Source organism: Bradyrhizobium sp. CCBAU 65884, assembly GCF_028128835.1.
Taxonomy (GTDB): Bacteria; Pseudomonadota; Alphaproteobacteria; order Rhizobiales; family Xanthobacteraceae; genus Bradyrhizobium; species Bradyrhizobium ottawaense.
In genome coordinates, this window is sequence record NZ_LBJU01000008.1 from 82,016 (window position 1) to 102,923 (window position 20,908).

23 protein-coding genes are annotated in these 20,908 nt (G+C 63.8%); 18 read left to right on the plus strand and 5 right to left on the minus strand.

Translation table 11 applies throughout. The features are described from left to right. The first annotated feature begins 6 nt into the window (after window positions 1-6). Together smpB and XI03_RS01140 are read left to right on the plus strand one after the other, a co-directional pair. Window positions 7-480: an SsrA-binding protein SmpB gene (smpB, locus tag XI03_RS01135; protein WP_018320004.1), complete on the plus strand. Its 474-nt coding sequence runs from the start codon at window positions 7-9 to the stop codon at window positions 478-480. Window positions 481-484: 4 nt separating this feature from the next. Continuing rightward, window positions 485-1,066, plus strand: a complete 582-nt coding sequence (locus XI03_RS01140; RefSeq protein ID WP_028144385.1) for a peroxiredoxin — start codon at window positions 485-487, stop codon at window positions 1,064-1,066. 9 nt (window positions 1,067-1,075) lie between these two features. Here the strand turns inward: XI03_RS01140 and XI03_RS01145 are convergent, their stop codons facing one another. After that, window positions 1,076-1,750 (minus strand): uracil-DNA glycosylase, encoded by a 675-nt coding sequence (locus XI03_RS01145; RefSeq protein ID WP_038972468.1) that lies wholly within the window; start codon window positions 1,748-1,750, stop codon window positions 1,076-1,078. Continuing rightward, window positions 1,731-2,375: a LabA-like NYN domain-containing protein gene (locus XI03_RS01150; RefSeq protein WP_028144383.1), complete on the minus strand. Its 645-nt coding sequence runs from the start codon at window positions 2,373-2,375 to the stop codon at window positions 1,731-1,733. Before XI03_RS01150 ends, XI03_RS01145 begins: the two co-directional genes overlap by 20 nt. A gap of 330 nt (window positions 2,376-2,705) precedes the next feature. On the opposite strand from XI03_RS01150, the gene rpoZ reads away from it, so the two are divergent. From rpoZ to XI03_RS01220, 14 genes are all read left to right on the plus strand, one after another. Then, complete coding sequence (gene rpoZ, locus XI03_RS01155) at window positions 2,706-3,098, plus strand: DNA-directed RNA polymerase subunit omega (protein WP_008133017.1); 393 nt, start codon at window positions 2,706-2,708, stop codon at window positions 3,096-3,098. 204 nt (window positions 3,099-3,302) lie between these two features. Further along, on the plus strand, window positions 3,303-5,588 hold the full coding sequence (locus XI03_RS01160) for a RelA/SpoT family protein (RefSeq protein WP_018320008.1): 2,286 nt from the start codon (window positions 3,303-3,305) through the stop codon (window positions 5,586-5,588). A 46-nt stretch (window positions 5,589-5,634) separates the two neighbouring features. Beyond that, window positions 5,635-6,387, plus strand: a complete 753-nt coding sequence (locus tag XI03_RS01165) for a pyridoxine 5'-phosphate synthase (RefSeq protein ID WP_038950896.1) — start codon at window positions 5,635-5,637, stop codon at window positions 6,385-6,387. Then, window positions 6,384-6,803, plus strand: a complete 420-nt coding sequence (gene acpS / locus XI03_RS01170; protein WP_038950897.1) for a holo-ACP synthase — start codon at window positions 6,384-6,386, stop codon at window positions 6,801-6,803. Before XI03_RS01165 ends, acpS begins: the two co-directional genes overlap by 4 nt. A gap of 249 nt (window positions 6,804-7,052) precedes the next feature. Further along, a complete protein-coding gene (gene lepB / locus XI03_RS01175) occupies window positions 7,053-7,817 on the plus strand; it encodes a signal peptidase I (RefSeq protein WP_018320011.1) in 765 nt (254 codons plus the stop codon). Beyond that, the gene (gene rnc / locus XI03_RS01180) at window positions 7,814-8,635 is read left to right on the plus strand and encodes a ribonuclease III (RefSeq protein ID WP_028144379.1); all 822 of its coding nucleotides are present in this window, start codon (window positions 7,814-7,816) and stop codon (window positions 8,633-8,635) included. The genes lepB and rnc overlap by 4 nt, the downstream gene beginning before the upstream one ends. Next, window positions 8,625-9,551: a GTPase Era gene (gene era / locus XI03_RS01185; protein ID WP_028144378.1), complete on the plus strand. Its 927-nt coding sequence runs from the start codon at window positions 8,625-8,627 to the stop codon at window positions 9,549-9,551. Before rnc ends, era begins: the two co-directional genes overlap by 11 nt. A 21-nt stretch (window positions 9,552-9,572) precedes the next feature. Beyond that, window positions 9,573-9,953: a hypothetical protein gene (locus XI03_RS01190; protein WP_038972470.1), complete on the plus strand. Its 381-nt coding sequence runs from the start codon at window positions 9,573-9,575 to the stop codon at window positions 9,951-9,953. A gap of 147 nt (window positions 9,954-10,100) precedes the next feature. Next, a complete protein-coding gene (gene recO / locus XI03_RS01195) occupies window positions 10,101-10,853 on the plus strand; it encodes a DNA repair protein RecO (RefSeq protein WP_028144253.1) in 753 nt (250 codons plus the stop codon). Between the two features lie 101 nt (window positions 10,854-10,954). Then, window positions 10,955-11,242 (plus strand): hypothetical protein, encoded by a 288-nt coding sequence (locus tag XI03_RS01200; protein WP_028144254.1) that lies wholly within the window; start codon window positions 10,955-10,957, stop codon window positions 11,240-11,242. 60 nt (window positions 11,243-11,302) lie between these two features. Then, a complete protein-coding gene (gene parC / locus XI03_RS01205) occupies window positions 11,303-13,561 on the plus strand; it encodes a DNA topoisomerase IV subunit A (protein WP_271591056.1) in 2,259 nt (752 codons plus the stop codon). A 394-nt stretch (window positions 13,562-13,955) separates the two neighbouring features. Further along, on the plus strand, window positions 13,956-15,500 hold the full coding sequence (locus XI03_RS01210; protein WP_271591057.1) for a GMC family oxidoreductase: 1,545 nt from the start codon (window positions 13,956-13,958) through the stop codon (window positions 15,498-15,500). A gap of 1,120 nt (window positions 15,501-16,620) precedes the next feature. Next, window positions 16,621-17,289, plus strand: coding sequence for a hypothetical protein (locus tag XI03_RS01215; RefSeq protein WP_095426320.1), 669 nt, complete (start codon window positions 16,621-16,623; stop codon window positions 17,287-17,289). A 303-nt stretch (window positions 17,290-17,592) separates the two neighbouring features. Continuing rightward, the gene (locus tag XI03_RS01220; RefSeq protein ID WP_271591058.1) at window positions 17,593-18,573 is read left to right on the plus strand and encodes an ABC transporter substrate-binding protein; all 981 of its coding nucleotides are present in this window, start codon (window positions 17,593-17,595) and stop codon (window positions 18,571-18,573) included. A gap of 175 nt (window positions 18,574-18,748) precedes the next feature. Here the strand turns inward: XI03_RS01220 and XI03_RS01225 are convergent, their stop codons facing one another. The 3 genes from XI03_RS01225 to XI03_RS01235 all read right to left on the minus strand — a co-directional run bounded on the left by XI03_RS01225 (window position 18,749) and on the right by XI03_RS01235 (window position 19,969). After that, window positions 18,749-18,967, minus strand: coding sequence for a hypothetical protein (locus tag XI03_RS01225; protein ID WP_143279312.1), 219 nt, complete (start codon window positions 18,965-18,967; stop codon window positions 18,749-18,751). A 210-nt stretch (window positions 18,968-19,177) separates the two neighbouring features. Beyond that, on the minus strand, window positions 19,178-19,489 hold the full coding sequence (locus tag XI03_RS01230; protein ID WP_095426322.1) for a hypothetical protein: 312 nt from the start codon (window positions 19,487-19,489) through the stop codon (window positions 19,178-19,180). Between the two features lie 165 nt (window positions 19,490-19,654). Beyond that, window positions 19,655-19,969: a dodecin family protein gene (locus XI03_RS01235; RefSeq protein ID WP_271591059.1), complete on the minus strand. Its 315-nt coding sequence runs from the start codon at window positions 19,967-19,969 to the stop codon at window positions 19,655-19,657. Between the two features lie 252 nt (window positions 19,970-20,221). Here XI03_RS01235 and XI03_RS01240 point away from each other — a divergent pair, with 252 nt between their 5' ends. Both XI03_RS01240 and XI03_RS01245 read left to right on the plus strand, forming a co-directional pair. Continuing rightward, on the plus strand, window positions 20,222-20,404 hold the full coding sequence (locus XI03_RS01240; protein WP_038950900.1) for a hypothetical protein: 183 nt from the start codon (window positions 20,222-20,224) through the stop codon (window positions 20,402-20,404). A gap of 178 nt (window positions 20,405-20,582) precedes the next feature. After that, the gene (locus XI03_RS01245) at window positions 20,583-20,810 is read left to right on the plus strand and encodes a hypothetical protein (RefSeq protein WP_026202141.1); all 228 of its coding nucleotides are present in this window, start codon (window positions 20,583-20,585) and stop codon (window positions 20,808-20,810) included. Window positions 20,811-20,908 lie beyond the last annotated feature (98 nt).

Consider the following 20,908-nt stretch of genomic DNA (forward strand, 5'->3'; position numbering starts at 1 on the left):
GTCGCCATGGCTGAAAAGAACGAACGTCCGATCAAGGTCATGGCGGAAAATCGCAAGGCCCGCTTCAACTATGCGATCGAGGATACGATCGAGGCGGGGATTGCGCTGACCGGCACCGAGGTCAAGTCGATCCGCAACGGCAAGAGCACGATCGCGGAGTCCTATGCCGATTCCAAGGACGGCGAGATCTGGCTGATCAACGCCACCATTCCCGAATATCTGCAAGGAAACCGCTTCAATCACGAGCCCAAGCGGCCGCGAAAGCTGCTGCTGCATCGCCGGCAGATCAACAAGCTGATGGGCGCCGTCGACCGTGAGGGCATGACGCTGATCCCGCTCAAGCTCTATTTCAACGAGCGTGGTCGCGCCAAACTGCAGCTTGCGGTTGCAAAGGGCAAGAAGCTCCACGACAAGCGCGAGACCGAGAAGAAGCGCGACTGGAGCCGGGAGAAGGGCCGCCTGATGCGGGCGAGGGGATAGCGAGATGAACCAACGGAACCTGCTCGAGGTCGATTGGAGCCAGATTCCCGCACCCGAAGACGACGGCGCCGCCGCGCATCTGACCGGCATGACGTTGCCGCCGATCGGCCTGCTCGCGACCAACGACACCTCGGTGACGCTGTCGGCGCTGCGTGGCCGGACTGTGGTGTTCGCTTATCCCCGCACCGGCGAACCCGGCAAGATTTCGTTGGTCGACGATTGGGACATGATCCCGGGCGCGCGCGGGTGCACGCCGCAGACTTGCGCATTTCGCGATCTGTTCGCCGAGCTGAAGGGCGCCGGCGCCTCCCACGTGTTCGGCCTCTCGACCCAGAGCAACGCGTACCAGACCGAGATGGCGTCACGGCTGCATCTGCCGTTCCCCGTGCTGTCGGACGAGAAGCTGGCGCTGACGCGTGCGCTCAATCTGCCGACGATGGAGGTCGCGGGCCTGACGCTGATCAAGCGTCTTGCGCTGATCGTCGACGACGCCAGGATCACGCATGTGTTCTACCCGGTGTTTCCGCCCGACCGGAACGCAGGCGACGTCCTGGACTGGCTCAAGGCCAATCCGGCCAAAGCCTGAACCAGGGCGCTAATCGAGATCAGCCTTCACCTTCGCGAACACCGACCGGAACATGTCCGGCGTCAGCACGCCGGTATTCGTGTTGTAGCGCGAGCAGTGATAGCTGTCGTAGAGCCTGAACGCGCCGGCCTGATGCACGGCGCCGTGGCCGAAGGGGGCCTGCGAGGCCCTCAGGTTCAGCGGCTTGAGCACGCTGTCGTGCGCAATCCGCCCGAGCGCGATGATCGCGCGCAGCTTCGGCATCGTCTCGAGATTCGCGACGAGGAACTGGCGGCAGGTGTTGATCTCGACCGGCAGCGGCTTGTTCTGCGGCGGAACGCAATGCACTGCATTGGCGATCCGGCAGTCGACCAGCTTCAGGCCGTCGTCGGGACGCGCCTGATAGGTGCCCTTGGCAAATCCATATTCGAGCAGCGTGGCGTAGAGCAGGTCACCGGCGTAGTCGCCGGTGAACGGCCGTCCCGTGCGGTTGGCGCCCTGCATCCCCGGCGCGAGGCCGACGATCAACAGGCGTGCCTTGACGTCGCCAAAGGGCGCGACCGGCGCGTTGTGCCACAACGGCTCGCGCGCCCGGTTCGCCTCGCGAAAGGCGACCAGGCGCGGACAGAGCGGACAATTGCGGTCGGGAACGACGGTTGGAGCCTGGCGACTTGACCGGGCCGCCTCACTCCTCGAAGTCGTCATCGCCCCTCGGCGCCACGGTGGTTGCGCGCTGGAGGAATTGCGGGGCGTGGTGGCGGGCCTCGCGATCGCCGCGGTCGCGCGGGGCGGGGCGTTCGGAGGGATCGCGGCCGAGCTTGGATTGCAGCTCGACGAGGTCGGTGAAGACGTCGGCCTGGCGGCGCAGCTCGTCGGCGATCATCGGCGGCTGGCTGGCGATGGTGGAGATCACCGTGACCCGCACGCCGCGGCGCTGCACGGCCTCGACCAGGGAGCGGAAGTCGCCGTCACCGGAGAACAGCACCATCTGGTCGATGTGCTCGGCAAGCTCCATGGCGTCCACGGCGAGCTCGATGTCCATATTGCCCTTGACCTTGCGGCGGCCGGAGGCGTCGATGAACTCCTTGGTCGCCTTGGTGACGACGGTGTAGCCGTTGTAATCCAGCCAGTCGATCAGCGGGCGGATCGAGGAGTATTCCTGATCCTCGATGATGGCGGTGTAGTAGAACGCCCGAAGCAGCGTGCCGCGGCTCTGAAACTCCTTCAGCAGGCGCTTGTAGTCGATGTCGAAGCCCAGAGTTTTCGCCGTCGCGTAGAGATTGGCTCCGTCGATGAAGAGCGCGATCTTGTCGGTAGAGGAAGGTGACATTCAGTTTGCTCGCGTAGTGTTCGTGATTGATCGTTTATTGTTGGCGCGGCGGCAGGAGGCCGCGCAATTGTAGAGTGCCGCTAAAACCCGTCGAAACCGCAAATCCGGAGAAGTCGGGGCAAACAAGGTATAGTTATGGCGGACTTTCCATACACCCGGCGCCGCCATCGATGGCAGCCCGGGTAACCACCCATCCCAGCCCCAATGTGGGGGTAGCAGAGCCGTTTGGCGAGGCCAAATCACAAATTGGCCTTGCGAAACCGCCCCAGCCCCTATAACTAGCCCCAATCATCCACATATTTCGTCCCACCCACAACGGAGCGACAGTCCATGGCTCGCGTCACCGTAGAAGATTGTATCGACAAGGTCGACAACCGGTTTGACCTGGTCCTGCTGGCCGCCCACCGCGCCCGCATGATTTCGTCCGGTTCACAACTAACGGTTGACCGCGATAACGACAAGAACCCTGTTGTGTCTTTGCGCGAAATTGCTGACACGACCATTTCGCCCGAGGACCTGCGCGAGGAGCTGGTGCACTCGCTCCAGAAGTTCGTCGAGGTCGACGAGCCCGAGCCGGATACGGTGCCGCTGATCGGTTCCGCGGGCGCGAGCGTCGATGCGGACGATACCGAAGTCGCCGTCGAGCGCATGACCGAAGAGGAGCTCCTGAAGGGTCTCGAAGGCCTTGCGCCGCCCGAGGAGCAGCCCGAGGAAGACGAGTAAATCGTCCGTCGCGATCGTCGATGTCTTGTGATTTTATCAAAGGCCCGAACCGGTGTTCGGGCCTTTGCTTTTGTTGACGTTTTCGTGGTTACCATGCGTTGTACTTGGCGATGCGTCCTGTCACTGAATTGATCGGACACAAGCGCGATCGGAGCTAAGATGTATACAGCGGGCCGGCTCGGGCTCGTTTGAAGGCAGGACGGGATGGTATATCGGCGCCGCAGATCCACGCAGATGCAGGCCGCAACCGAATCGGTTGCCGTGGCCCCGACTGCGCCGGTCGCGCGCCCGGCCAAGCCGCGTGCGCGCATGATGCGTCAATATGACCTCGTCGAGCGCGTCAGGTCCTACAATCCCAACACCAACGAAGACTTGCTGAACCGCGCCTATGTCTACGCCATGAAGGCGCACGGCTCGCAGACCCGCGCCTCGGGCGATCCGTATTTCTCGCACCCGCTCGAAGTGGCAGCGATTCTCACCGACCTCAAGCTCGACGACGCCACCATCGTGGCCGCGCTGCTCCACGACACCATCGAGGACACCGAAGCGACGCGGGCCGAGATCGACCAGATATTCGGGCCGGAGATCGGCGCGCTGGTCGAGGGCCTGACCAAGCTGAAGCGGCTCGAGCTGGTGTCGCGCGAGGCCAAGCAGGCCGAGAACCTGCGCAAATTATTGCTGGCCATTGCCGACGATGTCCGCGTGCTCCTGGTCAAGCTCGCCGACCGCCTGCACAACATGCGTACGCTGGATTTCGTGCCGACGGAATCGCGCAGGCGCATTGCCGAAGAGACGCTCGACATCTATGCGCCGCTGGCGGGCCGCATGGGCATGCAGGAAATGCGCGAGGAGCTGGAGGATCTGTCCTTCCGCACCCTCGATCCCGAGGCCTATTCGGTGGTGATGCAGCGGCTCGACGCGCTCGCCGAGCGCAACCGCAACCTGATCGGCGAGATCGAGGACCAGCTCTCCAACAATCTGCGCCACCGGGGCTTAGGGGCGCGGGTCTATGGCCGCCGCAAGAAGCCGTTCTCGATCTGGACCAAGATGGAGCGCAAGTCGGTCGGCTTCGAGCAATTGTCCGACATCTTCGGCTTCCGCCTCGTCGTCAACGACATCGAGGCCTGCTATCGCGCGCTCGGCATCGTCCACACCACCTGGCCGGTCGTGCCGGGACGCTTCAAGGACTACATCTCGACGCCGAAGCAGAACGACTACCGCTCGATCCACACCACGGTGATCGGCCCCGGCAACCAGCGCGTCGAGCTGCAGATCCGCACCGAGGCGATGGACCAGATCGCCGAGCGGGGCATCGCCGCGCACGTCTTCTACAAGGAGGGCGTCGGCTCGCCGACCGAATTCCTCAAGCGCGAGTCCAATGCGTTCGCCTGGCTGCGCCACACCATCGGCATCCTTTCGGAGAGTGCCAACCCGGAGGAATTCCTCGAGCACACCAAGCTCGAGCTGTTCCACGACCAGGTGTTCTGCTTCACCCCCAAGGGCAAGCTGATCGCGCTGCCGCGCCACGCCAACGTGATCGACTTCGCCTATGCCGTGCACACCGACGTCGGCAATAGCGCGGTCGGCTGCAAGATCAACGGCCAGTTCGCGCCGCTGTCCTCGGAGCTGCAGAACGGTGACGAGGTCGAGGTGCTGACCTCGGAAGCGCAATCGGCGCCGCCCTCGGCCTGGGAGACGCTTGCGGTCACCGGCAAGGCGCGCGCCGCGATCCGCCGTGCCACGCGGACTGCGGTGCGCGATCAATATGCCGGTCTCGGCCGGCGCATCGTGGAACGCCTGTTCGAGCGCGCCAAGATCGAATACGCCGACGACAAGCTCAAGGGCGCGCTGCCGCGGCTCGCGCGCACCTCGATCGAGGACGTGATGGCGGCGGTGGGCCGCGGCGAGATCAAGGCCTCCCACGTCGCGCGCGCGATGTACCCCGACTACAAGGAGGAGCGCATCGCGCGCTACGGCGTCAAGAAAGGGCTTGCCGCCAAGCTCAAGGAGAAGTCGTCGGAGCCGCCGCGCAGCCCGGTCGCGATCCCGATCCGCGGCATCAATTCCGACCTCCCGATCAAGTTCGCGCCGAATGGCGGCGCCGTGCCGGGCGATCGCATCGTCGGCATCGTCACGCCGGGCGAGGGCATCACGATCTACCCGATCCAGGCGCCGGCCCTGAAGGACTTCGAGGAGGAGCCGGAGCGCTGGCTCGACGTCCGCTGGGACATCGAGGACTCCGCGCCGCAGCGCTTCCCCGCCCGCATCAAGGTCGAGAACGTCAACGAGCCCGGTGCGCTTGCCCAGATCGCGACCGTGATCGCCGAGCACGACGGCAATATCGACAACATCAGCATGCAGCGCCGCTCGCCTGATTTCACGGAGACGACGATCGATCTCGAAGTCTACGATCTGAAGCACCTCAGCGCGATCCTGGCCCAGCTGCGCGCGAAGGCGGTCGTCGCCAAAGTCGAACGTGTTAATGGATAGACGTCTTCCGCAGCCGTCCGTCCCCCCGATTTCGTGAGTTTCTGAAATGCCCGCAATTCCGCTTCGCCTCGGCGTCAATATCGATCACGTCGCAACCGTGCGTAACGCGCGCGGCGGCCGCCATCCCGATCCGGTGCGCGCGGCGCTGATGGCCATCGAAGCCGGCGCCGACGGCATCACCGCCCATTTACGCGAGGATCGCCGCCACATCCGCGATGAGGACATGGCGCGGCTGAAGGCCGAGATCTCCAAGCCGCTCAATTTCGAGATGGCAGCGACCGACGACATGATGCGCATCTCGCTCGCCACCAAGCCGCACGCGGTGTGCCTGGTGCCGGAGCGCCGGCAGGAGGTGACCACCGAAGGCGGGCTGGATGTGGTCGGCCAGCACAACGCGCTCGCGCCCTACATCGCCCGGCTGAACGATGCCGGCATTCGGGTCTCCCTGTTCATCGCCGCCGATCCCGCCCAGATCGAGATGGCGGCGCGGCTGCGCGCGCCGGTGATCGAGATCCACACCGGCGCCTGGTGCGATGCCGTGGTCGACGGCCACACCGCCAAGGCCGAGGCCGAATGGCAGCGGATCGTGGCGGGGGTGAAGCTGGCGAAGGCCGCCGGGCTGGAGGTTCATGCCGGGCACGGGCTCGACTATGCGACGGCGGAGACGATTGCCGCGCTTCCAGAGATCATGGAGCTCAACATCGGCTACTACATGATCGGCGAGGCACTGTTCGTCGGTCTTGCCGAGACGGTGCGCTGCATGCGCGCGGCGATGGACCGCGGCCGGAGCCGGGCATGATCATCGGCATCGGCTCCGACCTGATCGACATCACCCGCGTCGGCAAGGTGATCGAGCGCCATGGCGAGCGCTTCCTCGATCGCATTTTCACCGCGGCCGAGCGGGCCAAGGCGGAGCGGCGGGCCAAGAACGAGAAGATGGTGGTGGCGACCTACGCCAAGCGCTTTGCCGCCAAGGAGGCCTGCTCCAAGGCGCTCGGCACCGGGATCCGGCGCGGCGTCTGGTGGCGCGACATGGGGGTGGTCAACCTGCCGGGCGGGCGGCCGACCATTCAGCTGACCGGCGGGGCGCTGGCCCGGCTCCAGGCCCTGACCCCGGAGGGGTTCGAGGCGCGGATCGACCTGTCGATCACCGACGACTGGCCGCTGGCGCAGGCCTTCGTGATCATTTCCGCCGTCCCGCTGCCGAAACCCTGAGGGGGCCCGGCGATTTTACGATTTGCGTTGTAAGTCAATAACTTATCCAGTTTTGATGCGATCCTTGATTGCGTGGCCTCCGACAACCGTCTAAAAGTCCGCGGACACAAAATCAGCTTGGGCGAATTCGGCTTTACGCCGGAATTGGCCCTCACTATCAGAATCAGGACAATCTCCTTGCGCCGCGAACCGGTGGGCCGTTCGCGGGAGGAGGGCGCTCTGTGATCGCCGGGCGGAATTGAGAGAGCAATGAGCGTGACTTCAGGAACGAAAACTGAGAGCGGCGTCGGTGAAACGATCCGGGTCGTGATCCACGCTCTCCTGATCGCGCTGGTGATCCGCACCTTCCTGTTCCAGCCGTTCAACATCCCTTCCGGCTCGATGAAGGCGACGCTGCTGGTCGGCGACTATCTGTTCGTCTCGAAATATTCCTACGGCTACAGCCACTATTCGATTCCGTTCTCGCCGCCGCTGTTCTCCGGGCGGATCTGGGGCTCGGATCCGAACCGCGGCGACATCGTCGTGTTTCGCCTGCCGAAGGACGATTCCACCGATTACATCAAGCGCGTGATCGGCCTTCCCGGAGACCGCATCCAGATGCGGGACGGGCTGCTCTACATCAACGACACGCCGGTCGAGCGGCAGCGCATGAGCGAATATGTCGGCGAGGAGCCCTGCGGCTCGGAAGGTGGCGGCATCTCCCGCGTGAAGCGCTGGAAGGAAACGCTGCCGAACGGGGTGTCCTATGAGACGCTCGATTGCGCCGACAACGGCTACGTGGACAACACCAATGTCTACACCGTGCCAGCCGGCCATTTCTTCATGATGGGCGACAACCGCGACAATTCCACCGATAGCCGCTTCCTCGGCCAGGTCGGCTATGTGCCGCAGGAGAATCTGATCGGCCGCGCCCAGATGATCTTCTTCTCCATCGCCGAAGGCGAGCATGCCTGGATGTTCTGGCGCTGGCCGTGGGCGGTGCGCTGGAATCGGTTCTTCAAAATCGTCCGATGAAAGACGAAGCCAAGGACATCGCGATCCAACCGACCGAGGCGCAAGCCGCTCCTGAGAGCGAAGCTGCAGCGAAGACGCCTGCAAAGAAGAAGCGGACACGGAGCAGCAAGGCCAAGGGCACCGATGCCAACGCGGCGCTCGAGGCGCGCATCGGCCATAGCTTCGCCGACCCGAATATGCTGATGCAGGCGATCACGCATGTCTCGGCGCTGAAGTCCGGGCGCAAGCGGGGCGACAGCTATCAGCGCCTGGAATTCCTCGGCGACCACGTGCTCGGGCTGGTCGTCTCCGACATGCTCTATCACGCGTTCCCGAACGCCGATGAGGGCGAGTTGTCCAAGCGTCTTGCCGAACTCGTGCGCAAGGAAAGCTGCGCCGACGTCGCCAAGTCGCTCGGTCTGCTCGACGACATCAAGCTCGGCTCGGTCGGCTCCAGCGCCGACGCGCGCCTGCGCAAGTCCATCCTCGGCGACATCTGCGAGGCCGTGATCGGCGCCGTCTTCCTCGACGGCGGGTACGCGGCGGCGTCCGAGTTCGTCAAGCGCAACTGGACCGAACGCATGCACAAGCCGCGCCGTCCCTTGCGCGATCCCAAGACCGTGCTGCAGGAATGGGCGCAGGGCAAGGGACTGCCGACGCCGGTTTACCGCGAGGTCGAGCGCACCGGCCCGCACCACGATCCGCAATTTCGCGTCGCGGTGGACCTGCCGGGGCTCGCGCCGGCCGAGGGCATCGGCGGCAGCAAGCGCGCGGCAGAGAAAGTAGCAGCTTCAGTGATGATCGAACGTGAAGGCGTTGGCGGCGGCAATGACGGCTGAAACAAGCGGCGAGGCGCCCACTGCCACGCGCTGCGGCTTCGTTGCGCTGATCGGCGCGCCGAATGTCGGCAAGTCCACGCTGGTCAACGCGCTGGTCGGGGCCAAGGTCACGATCGTCTCGCGCAAGGTGCAGACTACGCGCGCGCTGATCCGCGGCATCGTGATCGAGAACAACGCGCAGATCATTCTGGTCGACACGCCCGGCATCTTCCTGCCGAAGCGCCGGCTCGACCGCGCCATGGTTTCGACCGCCTGGAGCGGGGCGCATGACGCCGATCTCGTCTGCGTGCTGCTCGACGCCAAGACCGGGATCGACGAGGAGGCGGAGGCGATCCTCACCAAGGCGGCCAGCGTCAATCACGAGAAGATCCTCGTCATCAACAAGGTCGACCTGGTCCAGCGCGAGAAACTGCTGGCGCTGGCGCAGGCCGCCAACGAGCGCATGAAGTTCGCGCGGACCTTCATGATCGCGGCGATCTCGGGCGACGGCGTCGACGACCTCCGCAAGACGCTGTCCGAGATGGTGCCGGCGGGTCCGTTCCTTTACCCCGAGGACCAGATGTCGGACGCGCCGATGCGGCAGCTGGCGGCTGAGATCACGCGCGAGAAAATCTATCAGAAGCTGCACCAGGAATTGCCCTACCAGTCCACGGTCGAGACCGACAAGTGGGAGGAACGCAAGGACAAGTCGGTGCGGATCGAGCAGACGATCTTCGTCGAGCGCGAGAGCCAGCGCAAGATCGTGCTCGGCAAGGGCGGCGCCACCATCAAGTCGATCGGCGCGGACTCGCGCAAGGAGCTGATGCAGATCCTGGACGTGCCGGTCCACCTGTTCCTGTTCGTCAAAGTGCGCGAGAACTGGGGCGACGATCCCGATCGCTACCGCGAGATGGGCCTGGACTTTCCGAGAGAATAACCAAGAAAAGATCGGTATCCGATGAGCGTGCCCAGCAATGTCCGGCGCTTCGAAGCGCTGCTCTATGCGTCGTTGATGCTGGACGCCTTGTCCGTTGCGGTCCAGGACCGCACGCCCAGTGCCGAGGTGACCGAGCAGATGATCATGACGGGGACCTTGCTCGCCGGCGGCATGATCCTGCTCCTGGTCTACTTCGTCTGGTTAGCTGCGCATTGGCGCAAGAACTGGCCGCGCTGGGTGCTGGCGGCGGCGCTCGTGCTGTCGGTGATCTCGCTCGGCCAGATCATCGGGGAGAAGGGCATGGAGCTCGACAGCGCCATCGAGATCGTCTCTTGCGCGCTGACGACGGTGGGCCTGTATTTCTCCTTCAGCGGCGACGCGCAAGGCTGGTTCAACGCGTGAGGTTTTGCGCGGTGCCGTAGGGTGGGCAAAGGCGCGCCCTTGCGCGCCGTGCCCACCACAATCAATTAGCATCGGGTGGATCAAATTGGTGGGCACGCTTCGCTTTGCCCACCCTACGACAGCTCGAAATGCGGTAAGATTCCTCCTATGGAATGGACCGACGAAGGCATCGTGCTGGGCGTGCGGCGGCATGGCGAATCCAGCGCTATCGTCGAGCTCCTGACCCGCGGGCACGGTCGTCATCTCGGCCTCGTCCGCGGCGGCGCCGGCTCGCGGATGCGGCCCTTGCTGCAGCCGGGGAACAGCGTCAGCGCGGTGTGGCGGGCACGGCTCGACGAGCATCTCGGCACCTACGCCATCGAAGGGCTGAAGCTGCGTGCGGCCACGTTGCTCGGATCATCCCACGGCGTCTACGGCGTCACCCATCTCGCCTCGATCGCGCGCCTCCTGCCGGAGCGCGATCCGCATGAGGAGATATTTGCGCTGCTCGAACATTCGCTCGACGATTTCGAGGATATCGGTGGTGCGGCCGTGCACCTCATCCATTTCGAGCTGGCGATGCTCGCCGAGCTCGGCTTCGGGCTGGCCCTGGAAAACTGTGCGGTCACAGGCGAGACCACGGACCTGATCTATGTCTCGCCGAAATCCGGCGGCGCGGTGTCGCGCGGCGCGGGCGAGCCGTGGCGCGACCGCTTGTTGCGCCTGCCGCCGTTTCTGCGCCAGGGCGAGACCGCAAGCGACCTCACCGAGCAGGATCTCCAGGACGGCTTTCGGCTCACCGGCCTGTTCCTGCTCCGCCATGTGCTGGAGCCGCGTGGACTGGGCCATTCCGACGCGCGCGCGGGCTTCATCAACGCCTTGATCCGGCAGCAGGCGAAGGCGGCAATTCCCGCGCCATGAGCCGAGCGGGACTCTGCTTTGCCTCCGGGCATGGAGTTCCCGGGAACGAAGTAGGGCTGGTTGAGTTCGCTTCCTCAGGTTCCATAGCGGGGACAGCCTAAATGTTGATCAGAGGATTCGCCTTGTCCGCGGCGCTGCTTGCGTTTGCGCCTGATGCAATGGCCGGCGAGCCGCAGCCCGGCGTGTTTCGCCGGGCGTCCTGTACGGTCGTCCGGTATTATGTGGCGAAATATTCTGCTGCGGCCGCAGAGACATGGGCGCGGTCGAAGGGAGCGACGGAGGCTGAAATCGAGGCCGCCCGGCGGTGCCTGACCAATGTGCCGGCGCCGGCCCAAACGCCTGGTGGGACCCAGACCCAGACCGTGACAGCCGGCTGGGCCGGGCATTAGCCGCCCACAGGGAACCAATCCATCCTTGCCCGATTCGCTTCCACGGTTTAACCGGGCGGCATGGGAAAACGAATCGTTCCGCCGGAAGAACCGGCCGAAATTCACGAGGTGCCGCTGCGTGAAGCGCTCGAGGAGCGTTATCTCGCCTATGCGCTCTCCACCATCATGCACCGCGCGCTGCCCGACGCGCGCGACGGCCTGAAGCCGGTTCACCGTCGTATCCTCTACGGCATGCGCCTGCTCAGGCTCGACCCCGGCACGGCCTTCAAGAAATCCGCAAAAATCGTCGGCGACGTGATGGGCTCGTTCCATCCGCATGGCGACCAGGCGATCTACGACGCCATGGTCCGCCTCGCGCAGGACTTCTCCTCGCGCTATCCGCTGGTCGACGGCCAGGGCAATTTCGGCAATATCGACGGCGATAATCCCGCCGCCTACCGCTACACCGAAGCGCGCATGACCGACGTCGCGCGGCTTCTGCTCGACGGCATCGACGAGGACGGCGTCGAGTTCCGCGCCAATTACGACGGCCAGTCGAAGGAGCCGGTCGTGCTGCCCGGCGGCTTCCCGAACCTGCTCGCCAACGGCGCGCAGGGAATCGCGGTCGGCATGGCGACCTCGATCCCGCCGCACAACGCGGCCGAGCTTTGCGAAGCCGCGCTGCATCTGATCGAGAAGCCGGACGCCAAGTCCAAGGCGCTGATGCGGTGGGTCAAGGGGCCCGATTTCCCGACCGGCGGCATCTGCGTCGATTCCAAGCAGGCCATCGCCGAAGCCTACACCACCGGCCGCGGCTCGTTCCGCGTTCGCGCGCGGTGGGAGCAGGAGGAGGGCGCGCGAGGCGCCTGGGTCGTCGTCGTCACCGAGATTCCCTTCCTGGTGCAGAAGTCGCGGCTGATCGAGAAGGTCGCCGAGCTGCTCGACCAGAAGAAGCTTCCGCTGGTCGGCGACATCAGGGACGAATCGGCCGAAGACGTCCGCATCGTCATCGAGCCGAAATCGAAGAACGTCGATCCCGCGCTGATGATGGAATCGCTGTTCCGCCTCACCGAGCTCGAAAACAAGATTCCGCTGAACCTCAACGTGCTGATCAAGGGCCGCGTGCCCAAGGTGGTGGGTCTTGCGGAGTGCCTGCGCGAATGGCTCGACCATCTGCGCGAAGTCCTGATCCGCCGCAGCAACTACCGCAAGGCCCAGATCGAGCACCGGCTGGAAGTCCTCGGCGGCCTCCTGATCGCCTATCTGAACATCGACAAGGTCATCAAGATCATCCGCACCGAGGATGAGCCGAAGCCGGCCTTGATGAAGGAGTTCAAGCTCACCGAAGTGCAGGCCGAAGCCATCCTCAACATGCGCCTGCGCTCCTTGCGCAAGCTCGAGGAGATGGAGATCCGCACCGAGGACAAGAACCTCCGTGCCGAACTCAAGGGCATCAACGCGGTGCTGGCCTCGGAAGCCGAGCAGTGGAAGAAGGTCGGCGAGCAGGTCGGCAAGGTCCGCGACATGTTCGGACCGAAGACGCCGCTCGGCAAGCGCCGCACCACTTTTGCCGACGCGCCCGAGCACGATCTGGCCGCGATGGAGGAGGCCCTCGTCGAACGCGAGCCGGTGACGGTCGTGGTCTCCGACAAGGGTTGGATCCGCACCATGAAGGGCCATGTCGAGGATCTCTCGGGGCTCGCCTTCAAGCAGGACGACAAGCTCGGCTTTGCGTTTTTCGCCGAGACGACCTCGAAGCTGCTGCTGTTCGCCACCAACGGCAAGTTCTACTCGCTCGATGTCGCGAAGCTGCCAGGCGGCCGCGGCCACGGCGAACCGATCCGCCTGTTCATCGACCTCGAGCAGGAGGCGGCGCCCGTCGCGCTGTTCGTCAACAAGGGCGGACGCAAATTCCTGGTCGCGAGCAGTGAGGGCCAGGGCTTTGTCGTCAACGAGGACGATTGCGTCGGCACCACCAAGAAGGGCAAGCAGGTCCTCAACGTCGACATGCCGAACGAGGCGCGCGTGGTTACCGAAGTGCTGGGCGACACCGTCGCGGTCATCGGCGAGAACCGCAAGATGCTGATCTTCCCGCTCGACCAGGTGCCGGAGATGGCGCGCGGCCGCGGCGTGCGGCTGCAGAAGTACAAGGACGGCGATCTCTCCGACGTTGCCGTGTTCGAGGCCAAGGCGGGCCTGACCTGGAAGGACTCCGCGGGCCGCGAGTTCTCCGCGACCATGAAGGAGCTGGCGGAGTGGCAGGGCACCCGCGCCGACGCCGGCCGCCTGCCGCCGAAGGGTTTCCCGAAGTCGAACAAGTTCGGCCGGGGGATCGGGTAGGGCGGGCTCGCGTCCCGGACGCGCTGCAACGCTCTTGGCGTTGCTGCGCAGAGCCGGGACCCATGCTGCACGGATTGCTCTGAGACATGGGCCCCGGCTCTGCAACGCACCGCACCGGACGATGCTTCGCATCGCCGGGGGCGCTGCGCTGCGTCCGGGGCACTCGTCAATGTGTGGTACACATCTGTCTCCCCTTCGCCATTGCGAGCGAAGCGACTTGTCCGCCGAAGCCTTTGGCGAAGGCGGGTGCAATCCAGAATCTCTCCGCGGCGGCAGTCTGGATTGCTTCGTCGCTTCGCTCCTCGCAATGACGCGCGGCGAAAGCGCCACTGTCCAAATGCCATCCTGCTGATATCATCAGCCATCCCGGTATTCTCCGTTGAGACCTAACGCGATGTACGATGTCATTGTTGTCGGCGGCGGTTCCGCTGGCGCCGCTGTTGCGGCACGGCTGTCCGAGGATCCTGCGCGGCGCGTGCTGCTGCTCGAGGCCGGCCGCGACTGGCGCGCCGATGAGGCGCCCTGGGAGGTGCGGACGCCGAATCCGATCCCGATCATCCACAAGCGCGAGTACCAGGAGAAATGGCAGTGGCCTGATCTGTTGTCGCGGCGCGTTGCCGGGCAGGAGGCGCGCTTCTACTGGCGCGGCAAGGGGCTCGGCGGCTCCTCGATGATGAACGGCCAGATCGCGATCCGCGGCGTTGCCGATGCGTTCGACGAATGGGCCGCCAATGGCTGCACCGGCTGGTCGGCCAGGGAGGTGATGCCGCTATTCTCCGTGATCGAGGACGATCTGGAGTTCGGCGATGCCGAGGGCCACGGCCGCGGCGGGCCGCTGCCGGTCTATCGCGCGCCGCCGGAGACTTGGGGACCGATCGATCGCGGCTTGCGCGATGCGGCGCTGGCGAGCGGCTATCCCTGGTGCGCCGACCTCAACGGCCCCGATGGCGAGGGCGTTGCCTGCTATCCCATCAACAGCCGCAACAGCCGCCGCATCAGCACCAATGAAGGTTATCTCGAGCCGGCGCGCGAGCGCGCCAATCTGGAGATCCGCGGCCATGCGCTGGTCGATCGCGTCCTGATCAGCGACGGAAGGGCAACCGGAGTCCGTGTTCATGTCGAAGGGCAGGGCACCCACGAGATCATCGCGCGGCAGATCGTGCTGTGCGCCGGCGCCATCCACAGTCCGGCGATCCTGTTGCGCTCGGGCGTCGGCCCGGCCGAGGAATTGAAGGCGATGGGAATTGGCGTCGCGCGCGACCTGCCGGTCGGCCGCCACTACTTCGATCACCCGCTGTTTCGCACCACGATTCAGCTTCGCGAGGAGCTGCGTCCCACCGACCCCGACACCCGTCACACCAATTGCTGCGTGACCTATTCCTCGGGTCTCGCCGAGGGCGGCAAGCGCGACATGATCCTGATCGCCTTCAATCATCGCGGCATCGGCAATCCCGGGGCGATCGGTGCGGGCCTGTTCAACGCCTATTCGCGCGGCACGCTGAAACTGGCCTCGACCGACCCCGCGATCGATCCCGTGGTCGAGGAGAACATGCTGGCCGATCCCCGCGACATGCTGCGCATGATGGATGCGGTGAGACGGCTCGCCGTGATCACGTCGCAGTCGGCGCTCTCAGGCATCGCGGACTGGATCCGGCTCGCCGACACCGATCTGACGCTGCCGCAGGCAGCTGCCCTGCCGGATCACGAACTCGATGCGGTGCTGCGCCGTGAGACCGGCGACATCCAGCACGCCGCCGGCAGCTGTCGCATGAGCGGCGCCGGGGATGCCGACGGCGTGGTCAATCCTGATGGCGCCGTGAAAGGCATCTCCGGCTTGCGTGTCGCCGACGCCTCGATCATGCCGTCCGACTGCCGCGCCAACACCCATTTCACCACGGTGGTGATCGGCGAAGCGATCGCGCGGATGATGATGCGGTAGCGGAATTGAGGGAGGCGCAGGGCGTCACAACACCGGTGTCATGCCTCGGCTTGACCGGGGCATCCAGTACGCCGCGGCGTCTTTTATCCGTCACGATTGCCTCTGAGATACTGGGTCGCCCGGTCAAGCCGGCGACGACACCGCGGGTGAGGTCAGGCCACCGTCACGTCAATGGTCATTTCCAACAGCAGGCGCACGTTCGCATTCTCGCGGCGCGTCTCGCCCGAGTCTTGCTTCTCGCACGCCCTCGAAAATGACAAGGGCGCAGGGAAGGCCGGGCGCCGGCTGGCACCCGAGATCCGTGCGCGACAGAAATGCACACGGGGCGGATCACAGGTGTTGCCGGTCGCCCGGCCTTCCCTGCGCGAATGGTTTTAACGGTGTCCTTCGTGCTCTCCTCGGGGAGCGTTGCACTATTGCCCCCGTCGCCTTGCGGATGATCGATGCGTGCGCCGGTCGGCCGCCACATCACCGCAAGACTTGACGCACAGACCCCGGGCGTCGGGACCACACGACTTCTCCGTCCGCGCACGTCCTCGCTGGGAATCCGAGGGGTGGCGTGTGCTCGCCCCCGAAGCCATGCGAAGACGCTGTCAGCGTCGTGTCGTTCGCGCGGAAAGCCATTGCTCACGGCTGAAGCCGCCCTGCAATGCCCATCGCGCCCGACGCCGTCGCGTCCATCGCTGCCCAGCCCGCGGTTCGTGACGATCGCGATCCGCCCCTCGTGTCGGGCCAGGGTGATCAGTCTGTACGACAAATCCGAATTTCGGTAAAGTGGAATATTTTGCGGGACGGGGCTTGACAGGCGACGTAGCGGAATTGGCCGGCTGTTTTGCCGACGGGCGCGCTGCGACGAGCGTTTTTTTGAGGACGGGTGTTCGCGAATGGCAGCTTCCAAGGGCAAAGCGGAACTCGTTCCGCTTGGTCGCCATCGACGGCTTGCGACCCGGACCGGAAGCTGACCGAGTTCGTGTATGAACCATTTGAATTGTGACCCCGACCAAGGGTCGAAGAGGGTTCGGGGAAATAGCAATAGGCTATCTTCGGCCGCTCCCGACGCCGCAGAAGCGATCGGGCGAGTGAAGAAGGCTTTGAGCCAAAAATGGTGAGCAATCGAGCTATGCAGAAGCGCTCAACCTTCAATGTAAGGCAATTCGGAGTTGATGGTCGAAAGACGTTCTTCTTGCTGCTTCTCCTTTTCGCGATCCCCGCGGGCGACTGCTCCGCGCAGACACCTCCGCCCCCAGTCAGCGAACATGCGTTCGAGCGCGTGCCGCCGACAGTCGTGAAGAGATTGGCGACCCGCTTTTCGCTAGGCGCATTCGCCGGCCGCTTCGAGGAGACGCGGCTCGGCGCGGTTCGTGAAGCCGTGGGCGAAGGGACCGTCCAACACCAGGGCGACGCTGGAGGTAGCATCTATTGGCTGTGCTATCGGCGCGCGCAGCATCGATTATGGGTCGTGTCCAGCGGAGAGATGGGCGGCCCGGACCATCTTGTCACAGAGGTCGTGGAAGAGCTCACCGAGAAAGACACCGAGACCTCGGCAGATTGCGCCATCATCCCGGAAAAGTTCGCGCCCCTTGTCTTCGACGGCAAGCTGCATTTGGGTATGTCGCGTTTGGAGGTAGTCAAGGCGCTGGGACCGCCGTCGAAGTCGGAAGCTGCTCAGATGGTGTATTACCACGAAGGAAAGCTCGCGGACGGTTTCGATGAGACCGCATGGTTCGTTCTCCGATTTCGTGAGAAAAAGCTCGTGTCCATGCGCGGCGGCAAGACCACGACGAATTGAAGTGGCAGCTATCCGCTCAATCTGGCGCTAAAGAGACGTTGTCTCTCGGTCATAAAGCAGACGCCACTTCGGCGCCGCCAAGGTCCGCTTTTGCCCCTTGCCGAAGGTCTCGCTGGTCATTGGAATGTCGCCCCACAGAGGTAGAGCGGACATCGTTTGGTTCGGCTGGAGGCGCGGCTTTTGACCCGAAAGCCGTCCGGCGCCACACGCCGTACTTGCGACGCAGCATCGCAGTCCGCGCGACCATCGAACGTGATACCATGTCTCCGTCTCCCATTGTCCTCAAGCTGCGATGAGGATCCGATGAAGCGGCGGGAGTTCATAGCGGCTACTGCGGCACTGCTCGTTTCGCGAAGGCGCTCGTGGGCGCAGGGAGCTCGCCGTCGACTTGGCTTTCTTGCCATAGGTGATGGGAGCGGGCGGGCCCTAAACCAAGCCGAGCGCGTGTTCGTTGATACGCTGCGAAGTCTCGGCTGGGTGGAGGGGAAAAATCTGGTGATCGAGTATCGCTTTTCCCAACCCCCGGATCGACTACCAGCCTCCGTCGCCGACCTGGTTGCGCTCAATCCGGATGCCCTCGTTGCTCCGGGACCACAAGCAGCCATGGCCCTGAAATCGGCGACGGCCACCATTCCGATTGTATTCGTGGGGGTAGCCGATCCCGTGCAGCTCGGCCTCGTCCAAGGCCTATCACGCCCCGGTGGCAACATAACGGGTCTTTCGACCATGGTACCAGATGACTTCCTCGCTAAACGTCTCGAGATCCTTCGGGAACTCGTACCCGGCGCCTCGAAGATCGCGCTTTTGGTCAATCCCGACAACCCAATGCAAAGGCATGACTTGGCGGAAGAGATACCCAGCATGGCTCGTAGGCTTGGTATAGTTCTGCTGATAGTTGAGGCGACCAGGGCCGAAGAACTCGACGCCGCCTTTGCCTCGGCCGCCGCTCAGCACGCCGATGCGATAATCGATTTTGGTGATCCTCTCACCTATGTCGAGGCTCCGCGAATCATCGCGCTTGCAGCGAAACATCATCTGCCGGCAATCTACTTGTTCCGACATTACGCCAATGGCGGATTGTCGGTGTACGGAGCCGACGCGGGCGATCTGATGCGCCGTGCGGGCGTGTACGTGGACAAGATACTCAAAGGCACCAAGCCTTCTGAGTTGCCGGTAGAGAGGCCAACCAAATTCGAGTTGGTCATCAACATGAAGGTCGCCAAAGCACTCGGTCTCACTGTGTCCCCCTCGTTGCTCGTCCGCGCCGGCGAGGTGATCGAATAGCGACCACAATTGCGGCGGTGCATGAGTCCGCAGATGGCCCAACAGCGAAGCGACGCGCTCTCGGATTGACGTCCGCTCCGTGCGGCATGGCGGACTGGATCTGCTCACCCCGAGTTCTTCGCATTTTGACCCCAACTGAGACATTGGCGCTGGGCGTCTGTCGCTCGTTTTGCGTTCAGGACCACGGCGGCTCTTCGCTCGTCCCGGCTGCCTCGTGGCGGATCGTGACATCCGCCGAACGCAACCCGGTCAGCAATACAGTTCTGACAGAGGCAGCATCAAATCCAATATCCTTGGCATTTGGTGGATGTGCCTCGGTGTTCTTCAATCGGAGCGCAAGGTGCAATTGCTCGCAAAGGTGCTGAACGACGAGATTGACCTGATCGTCAGTCATGATCGGCTTCTCCTGCGGCCATTCTGCTACCCAACCAGGTAGCGCACTTGACAATCGGACGGTACGCGATTGGACCGCCCATGGGATCACTCTGTGCGATGACCATGGGCGGATGAATGAGACGCATTCGGTTCGCTACAAGGCGCGAGTCCGAAATTCGACGACATCAGCAAGAGGGCGGCGCTCCGACGCAACTGGCGGCGTTTACGGCTACTTTATGCCCGAGGACCCATTAGGCTCTATGTGCACCAAAACCTCGCCGGTTGTGATTTCGGGAACTCCAAGATCGAGGTCAGGTAGACTTGCTTGAACAAACGCCAGTATCTTGGCATTTGCTGCATTGGCGCTTTCGCGGTCGTCAAATATCATCACAGCGATACCAGCACCGTCGCCCGCATCCAGCACATAGTAAGATTTGAATCCGGGCGATTGCCTTAGGATCTCGCCGACGCCGCTCTTGGCGCGGCGAGCAGCGTCCGCTACCGAACGAACCTTGGTATACTTGCGAATGACCATGTACATGGGGCCACCACGCGCCACACGCCCGCACGCATCAAAGCACATCGGCCCTAGTCGGACTAGGGCCTACTCCGGGATGGGTCACAGCGCCCGGTTGGGCGGACCGCGCAACGCGCTTTTTCCAATGAGCCATCCTCGCCCCGCAAGTGGAGGCCGAGGTGCTGAGGCTCAGGAGCCCTCGAACTTGAACGATACGTTGAGCTTGGCGCGATAGGCCTCAACTTTTCCGTTCTCATCCAGTTGCATATCGAGCTTGATGACCTCTGCAACGCGAAGATCCCGGAGAGATTTCGCAGCTTGCTCGACCGCATTGGCGGCCGCCTTCTCCCACGAGTCGCTGCTGGTACCGACCAGTTCTATGACCTTGTAGACGCTATCAGGCATGTCGTCCTCCTGTTCGGTATGACCGAGGAAATCTAGCATCAGGATCTCGACGCTGATACGCGGCTCTTGGCTCCGAATGGACTGCCGGGCCTGCGCCATCGTGTCCGTTCATGGCGGATCGATGGAAAAGCGTCCGATTGGCTGTCTCTTTTCAGTCTGCCCGGACCGGAAGGCAGCACGATCCGGTTGGCGCGCAAGCTCACGCTCGAACAAAACGGCTATGGCTCGCGCCGATCGCGAGAAAGATGCCCCAAGGAAGGAAGCTCTGGCTCGCACGCGGACCATCTCGGTCACCTGCCTCGCCGAAAAAGGGGTAAAGTGCCCCAGGGCTCACATCCGAGGAGCAACAACATGACCCTACTCCCCGAGCTGGTTCCCGCCAGGATCGACTGGCATGTCTTCGCGGTTATGAGCAACGCGATGCCGCCTCGAGATCCTGATGACGACGAAGAAGATGACGACGAAGAGGATGAGGACGAAGAGGATGAGGAAACCGACGAATCGCCGGTCGTGCGCGAGCCGGACGAAGACTAAGCGGGATGCTTGGAGGTAGCCTGAGCTTCGGTGAGGGCGATCCCCAGCCTTGCGTGCGGCGCGCTGGTGCGTCCGGCGGCTTTCAAGGTCGGTCTGATTCCGAGAGCCGCGGATAGACGCTGAATGGACCAAAGTTTCGGCGCAGCTCTATCGGCGCTCACGGGTAGAGGAGGTGAGCATGACCCTCATATGGCTTGGTGTGCTGCTCGTTTTCGGCGGCATACTCCAGATGGCGTTTCAGCCCATCTGGCGAGGACGATTCAGCGGTGGAAGGTGGCTTCGCTCCGGGCGTGACACGCTGGAGCCTGAAAGGCCAGGTGGCGGCTTCGGCATCAAATCGAACTGGCCTGGACTTGTGATGGTCGCACTTGGCGGCACTTTCTTGCTGGCCGGAGCTGCCATCTGAGCTGAAACGAATGTCTCGGGCGTCGCCCGTTATCTGGCGGCGCCAATGTGCTGGGGCCGTATCTCTTCCTGGCCCAAAGCCACCATGCAACTCCGCCG

Coding starts and splice junctions, on each gene's coding strand:
- smpB (WP_018320004.1), top strand. CDS start 7: ATGGCTGAAAAGAACGAACGTCCGATCAAGGTCATGGCGGAAAATCGC.
- XI03_RS01140 (WP_028144385.1), top strand. CDS start 485: ATGAACCAACGGAACCTGCTCGAGGTCGATTGGAGCCAGATTCCCGCA.
- XI03_RS01145 (WP_038972468.1), bottom strand. CDS start 1,750: ATGACGACTTCGAGGAGTGAGGCGGCCCGGTCAAGTCGCCAGGCTCCA.
- XI03_RS01150 (WP_028144383.1), bottom strand. CDS start 2,375: ATGTCACCTTCCTCTACCGACAAGATCGCGCTCTTCATCGACGGAGCC.
- rpoZ (WP_008133017.1), top strand. CDS start 2,706: ATGGCTCGCGTCACCGTAGAAGATTGTATCGACAAGGTCGACAACCGG.
- XI03_RS01160 (WP_018320008.1), top strand. CDS start 3,303: ATGGTATATCGGCGCCGCAGATCCACGCAGATGCAGGCCGCAACCGAA.
- XI03_RS01165 (WP_038950896.1), top strand. CDS start 5,635: ATGCCCGCAATTCCGCTTCGCCTCGGCGTCAATATCGATCACGTCGCA.
- acpS (WP_038950897.1), top strand. CDS start 6,384: ATGATCATCGGCATCGGCTCCGACCTGATCGACATCACCCGCGTCGGC.
- lepB (WP_018320011.1), top strand. CDS start 7,053: ATGAGCGTGACTTCAGGAACGAAAACTGAGAGCGGCGTCGGTGAAACG.
- rnc (WP_028144379.1), top strand. CDS start 7,814: ATGAAAGACGAAGCCAAGGACATCGCGATCCAACCGACCGAGGCGCAA.
- era (WP_028144378.1), top strand. CDS start 8,625: ATGACGGCTGAAACAAGCGGCGAGGCGCCCACTGCCACGCGCTGCGGC.
- XI03_RS01190 (WP_038972470.1), top strand. CDS start 9,573: ATGAGCGTGCCCAGCAATGTCCGGCGCTTCGAAGCGCTGCTCTATGCG.
- recO (WP_028144253.1), top strand. CDS start 10,101: ATGGAATGGACCGACGAAGGCATCGTGCTGGGCGTGCGGCGGCATGGC.
- XI03_RS01200 (WP_028144254.1), top strand. CDS start 10,955: ATGTTGATCAGAGGATTCGCCTTGTCCGCGGCGCTGCTTGCGTTTGCG.
- parC (WP_271591056.1), top strand. CDS start 11,303: ATGGGAAAACGAATCGTTCCGCCGGAAGAACCGGCCGAAATTCACGAG.
- XI03_RS01210 (WP_271591057.1), top strand. CDS start 13,956: ATGTACGATGTCATTGTTGTCGGCGGCGGTTCCGCTGGCGCCGCTGTT.
- XI03_RS01215 (WP_095426320.1), top strand. CDS start 16,621: ATGCAGAAGCGCTCAACCTTCAATGTAAGGCAATTCGGAGTTGATGGT.
- XI03_RS01220 (WP_271591058.1), top strand. CDS start 17,593: ATGAAGCGGCGGGAGTTCATAGCGGCTACTGCGGCACTGCTCGTTTCG.
- XI03_RS01225 (WP_143279312.1), bottom strand. CDS start 18,967: ATGACTGACGATCAGGTCAATCTCGTCGTTCAGCACCTTTGCGAGCAA.
- XI03_RS01230 (WP_095426322.1), bottom strand. CDS start 19,489: ATGTACATGGTCATTCGCAAGTATACCAAGGTTCGTTCGGTAGCGGAC.
- XI03_RS01235 (WP_271591059.1), bottom strand. CDS start 19,969: ATGGCGCAGGCCCGGCAGTCCATTCGGAGCCAAGAGCCGCGTATCAGC.
- XI03_RS01240 (WP_038950900.1), top strand. CDS start 20,222: ATGACCCTACTCCCCGAGCTGGTTCCCGCCAGGATCGACTGGCATGTC.
- XI03_RS01245 (WP_026202141.1), top strand. CDS start 20,583: ATGACCCTCATATGGCTTGGTGTGCTGCTCGTTTTCGGCGGCATACTC.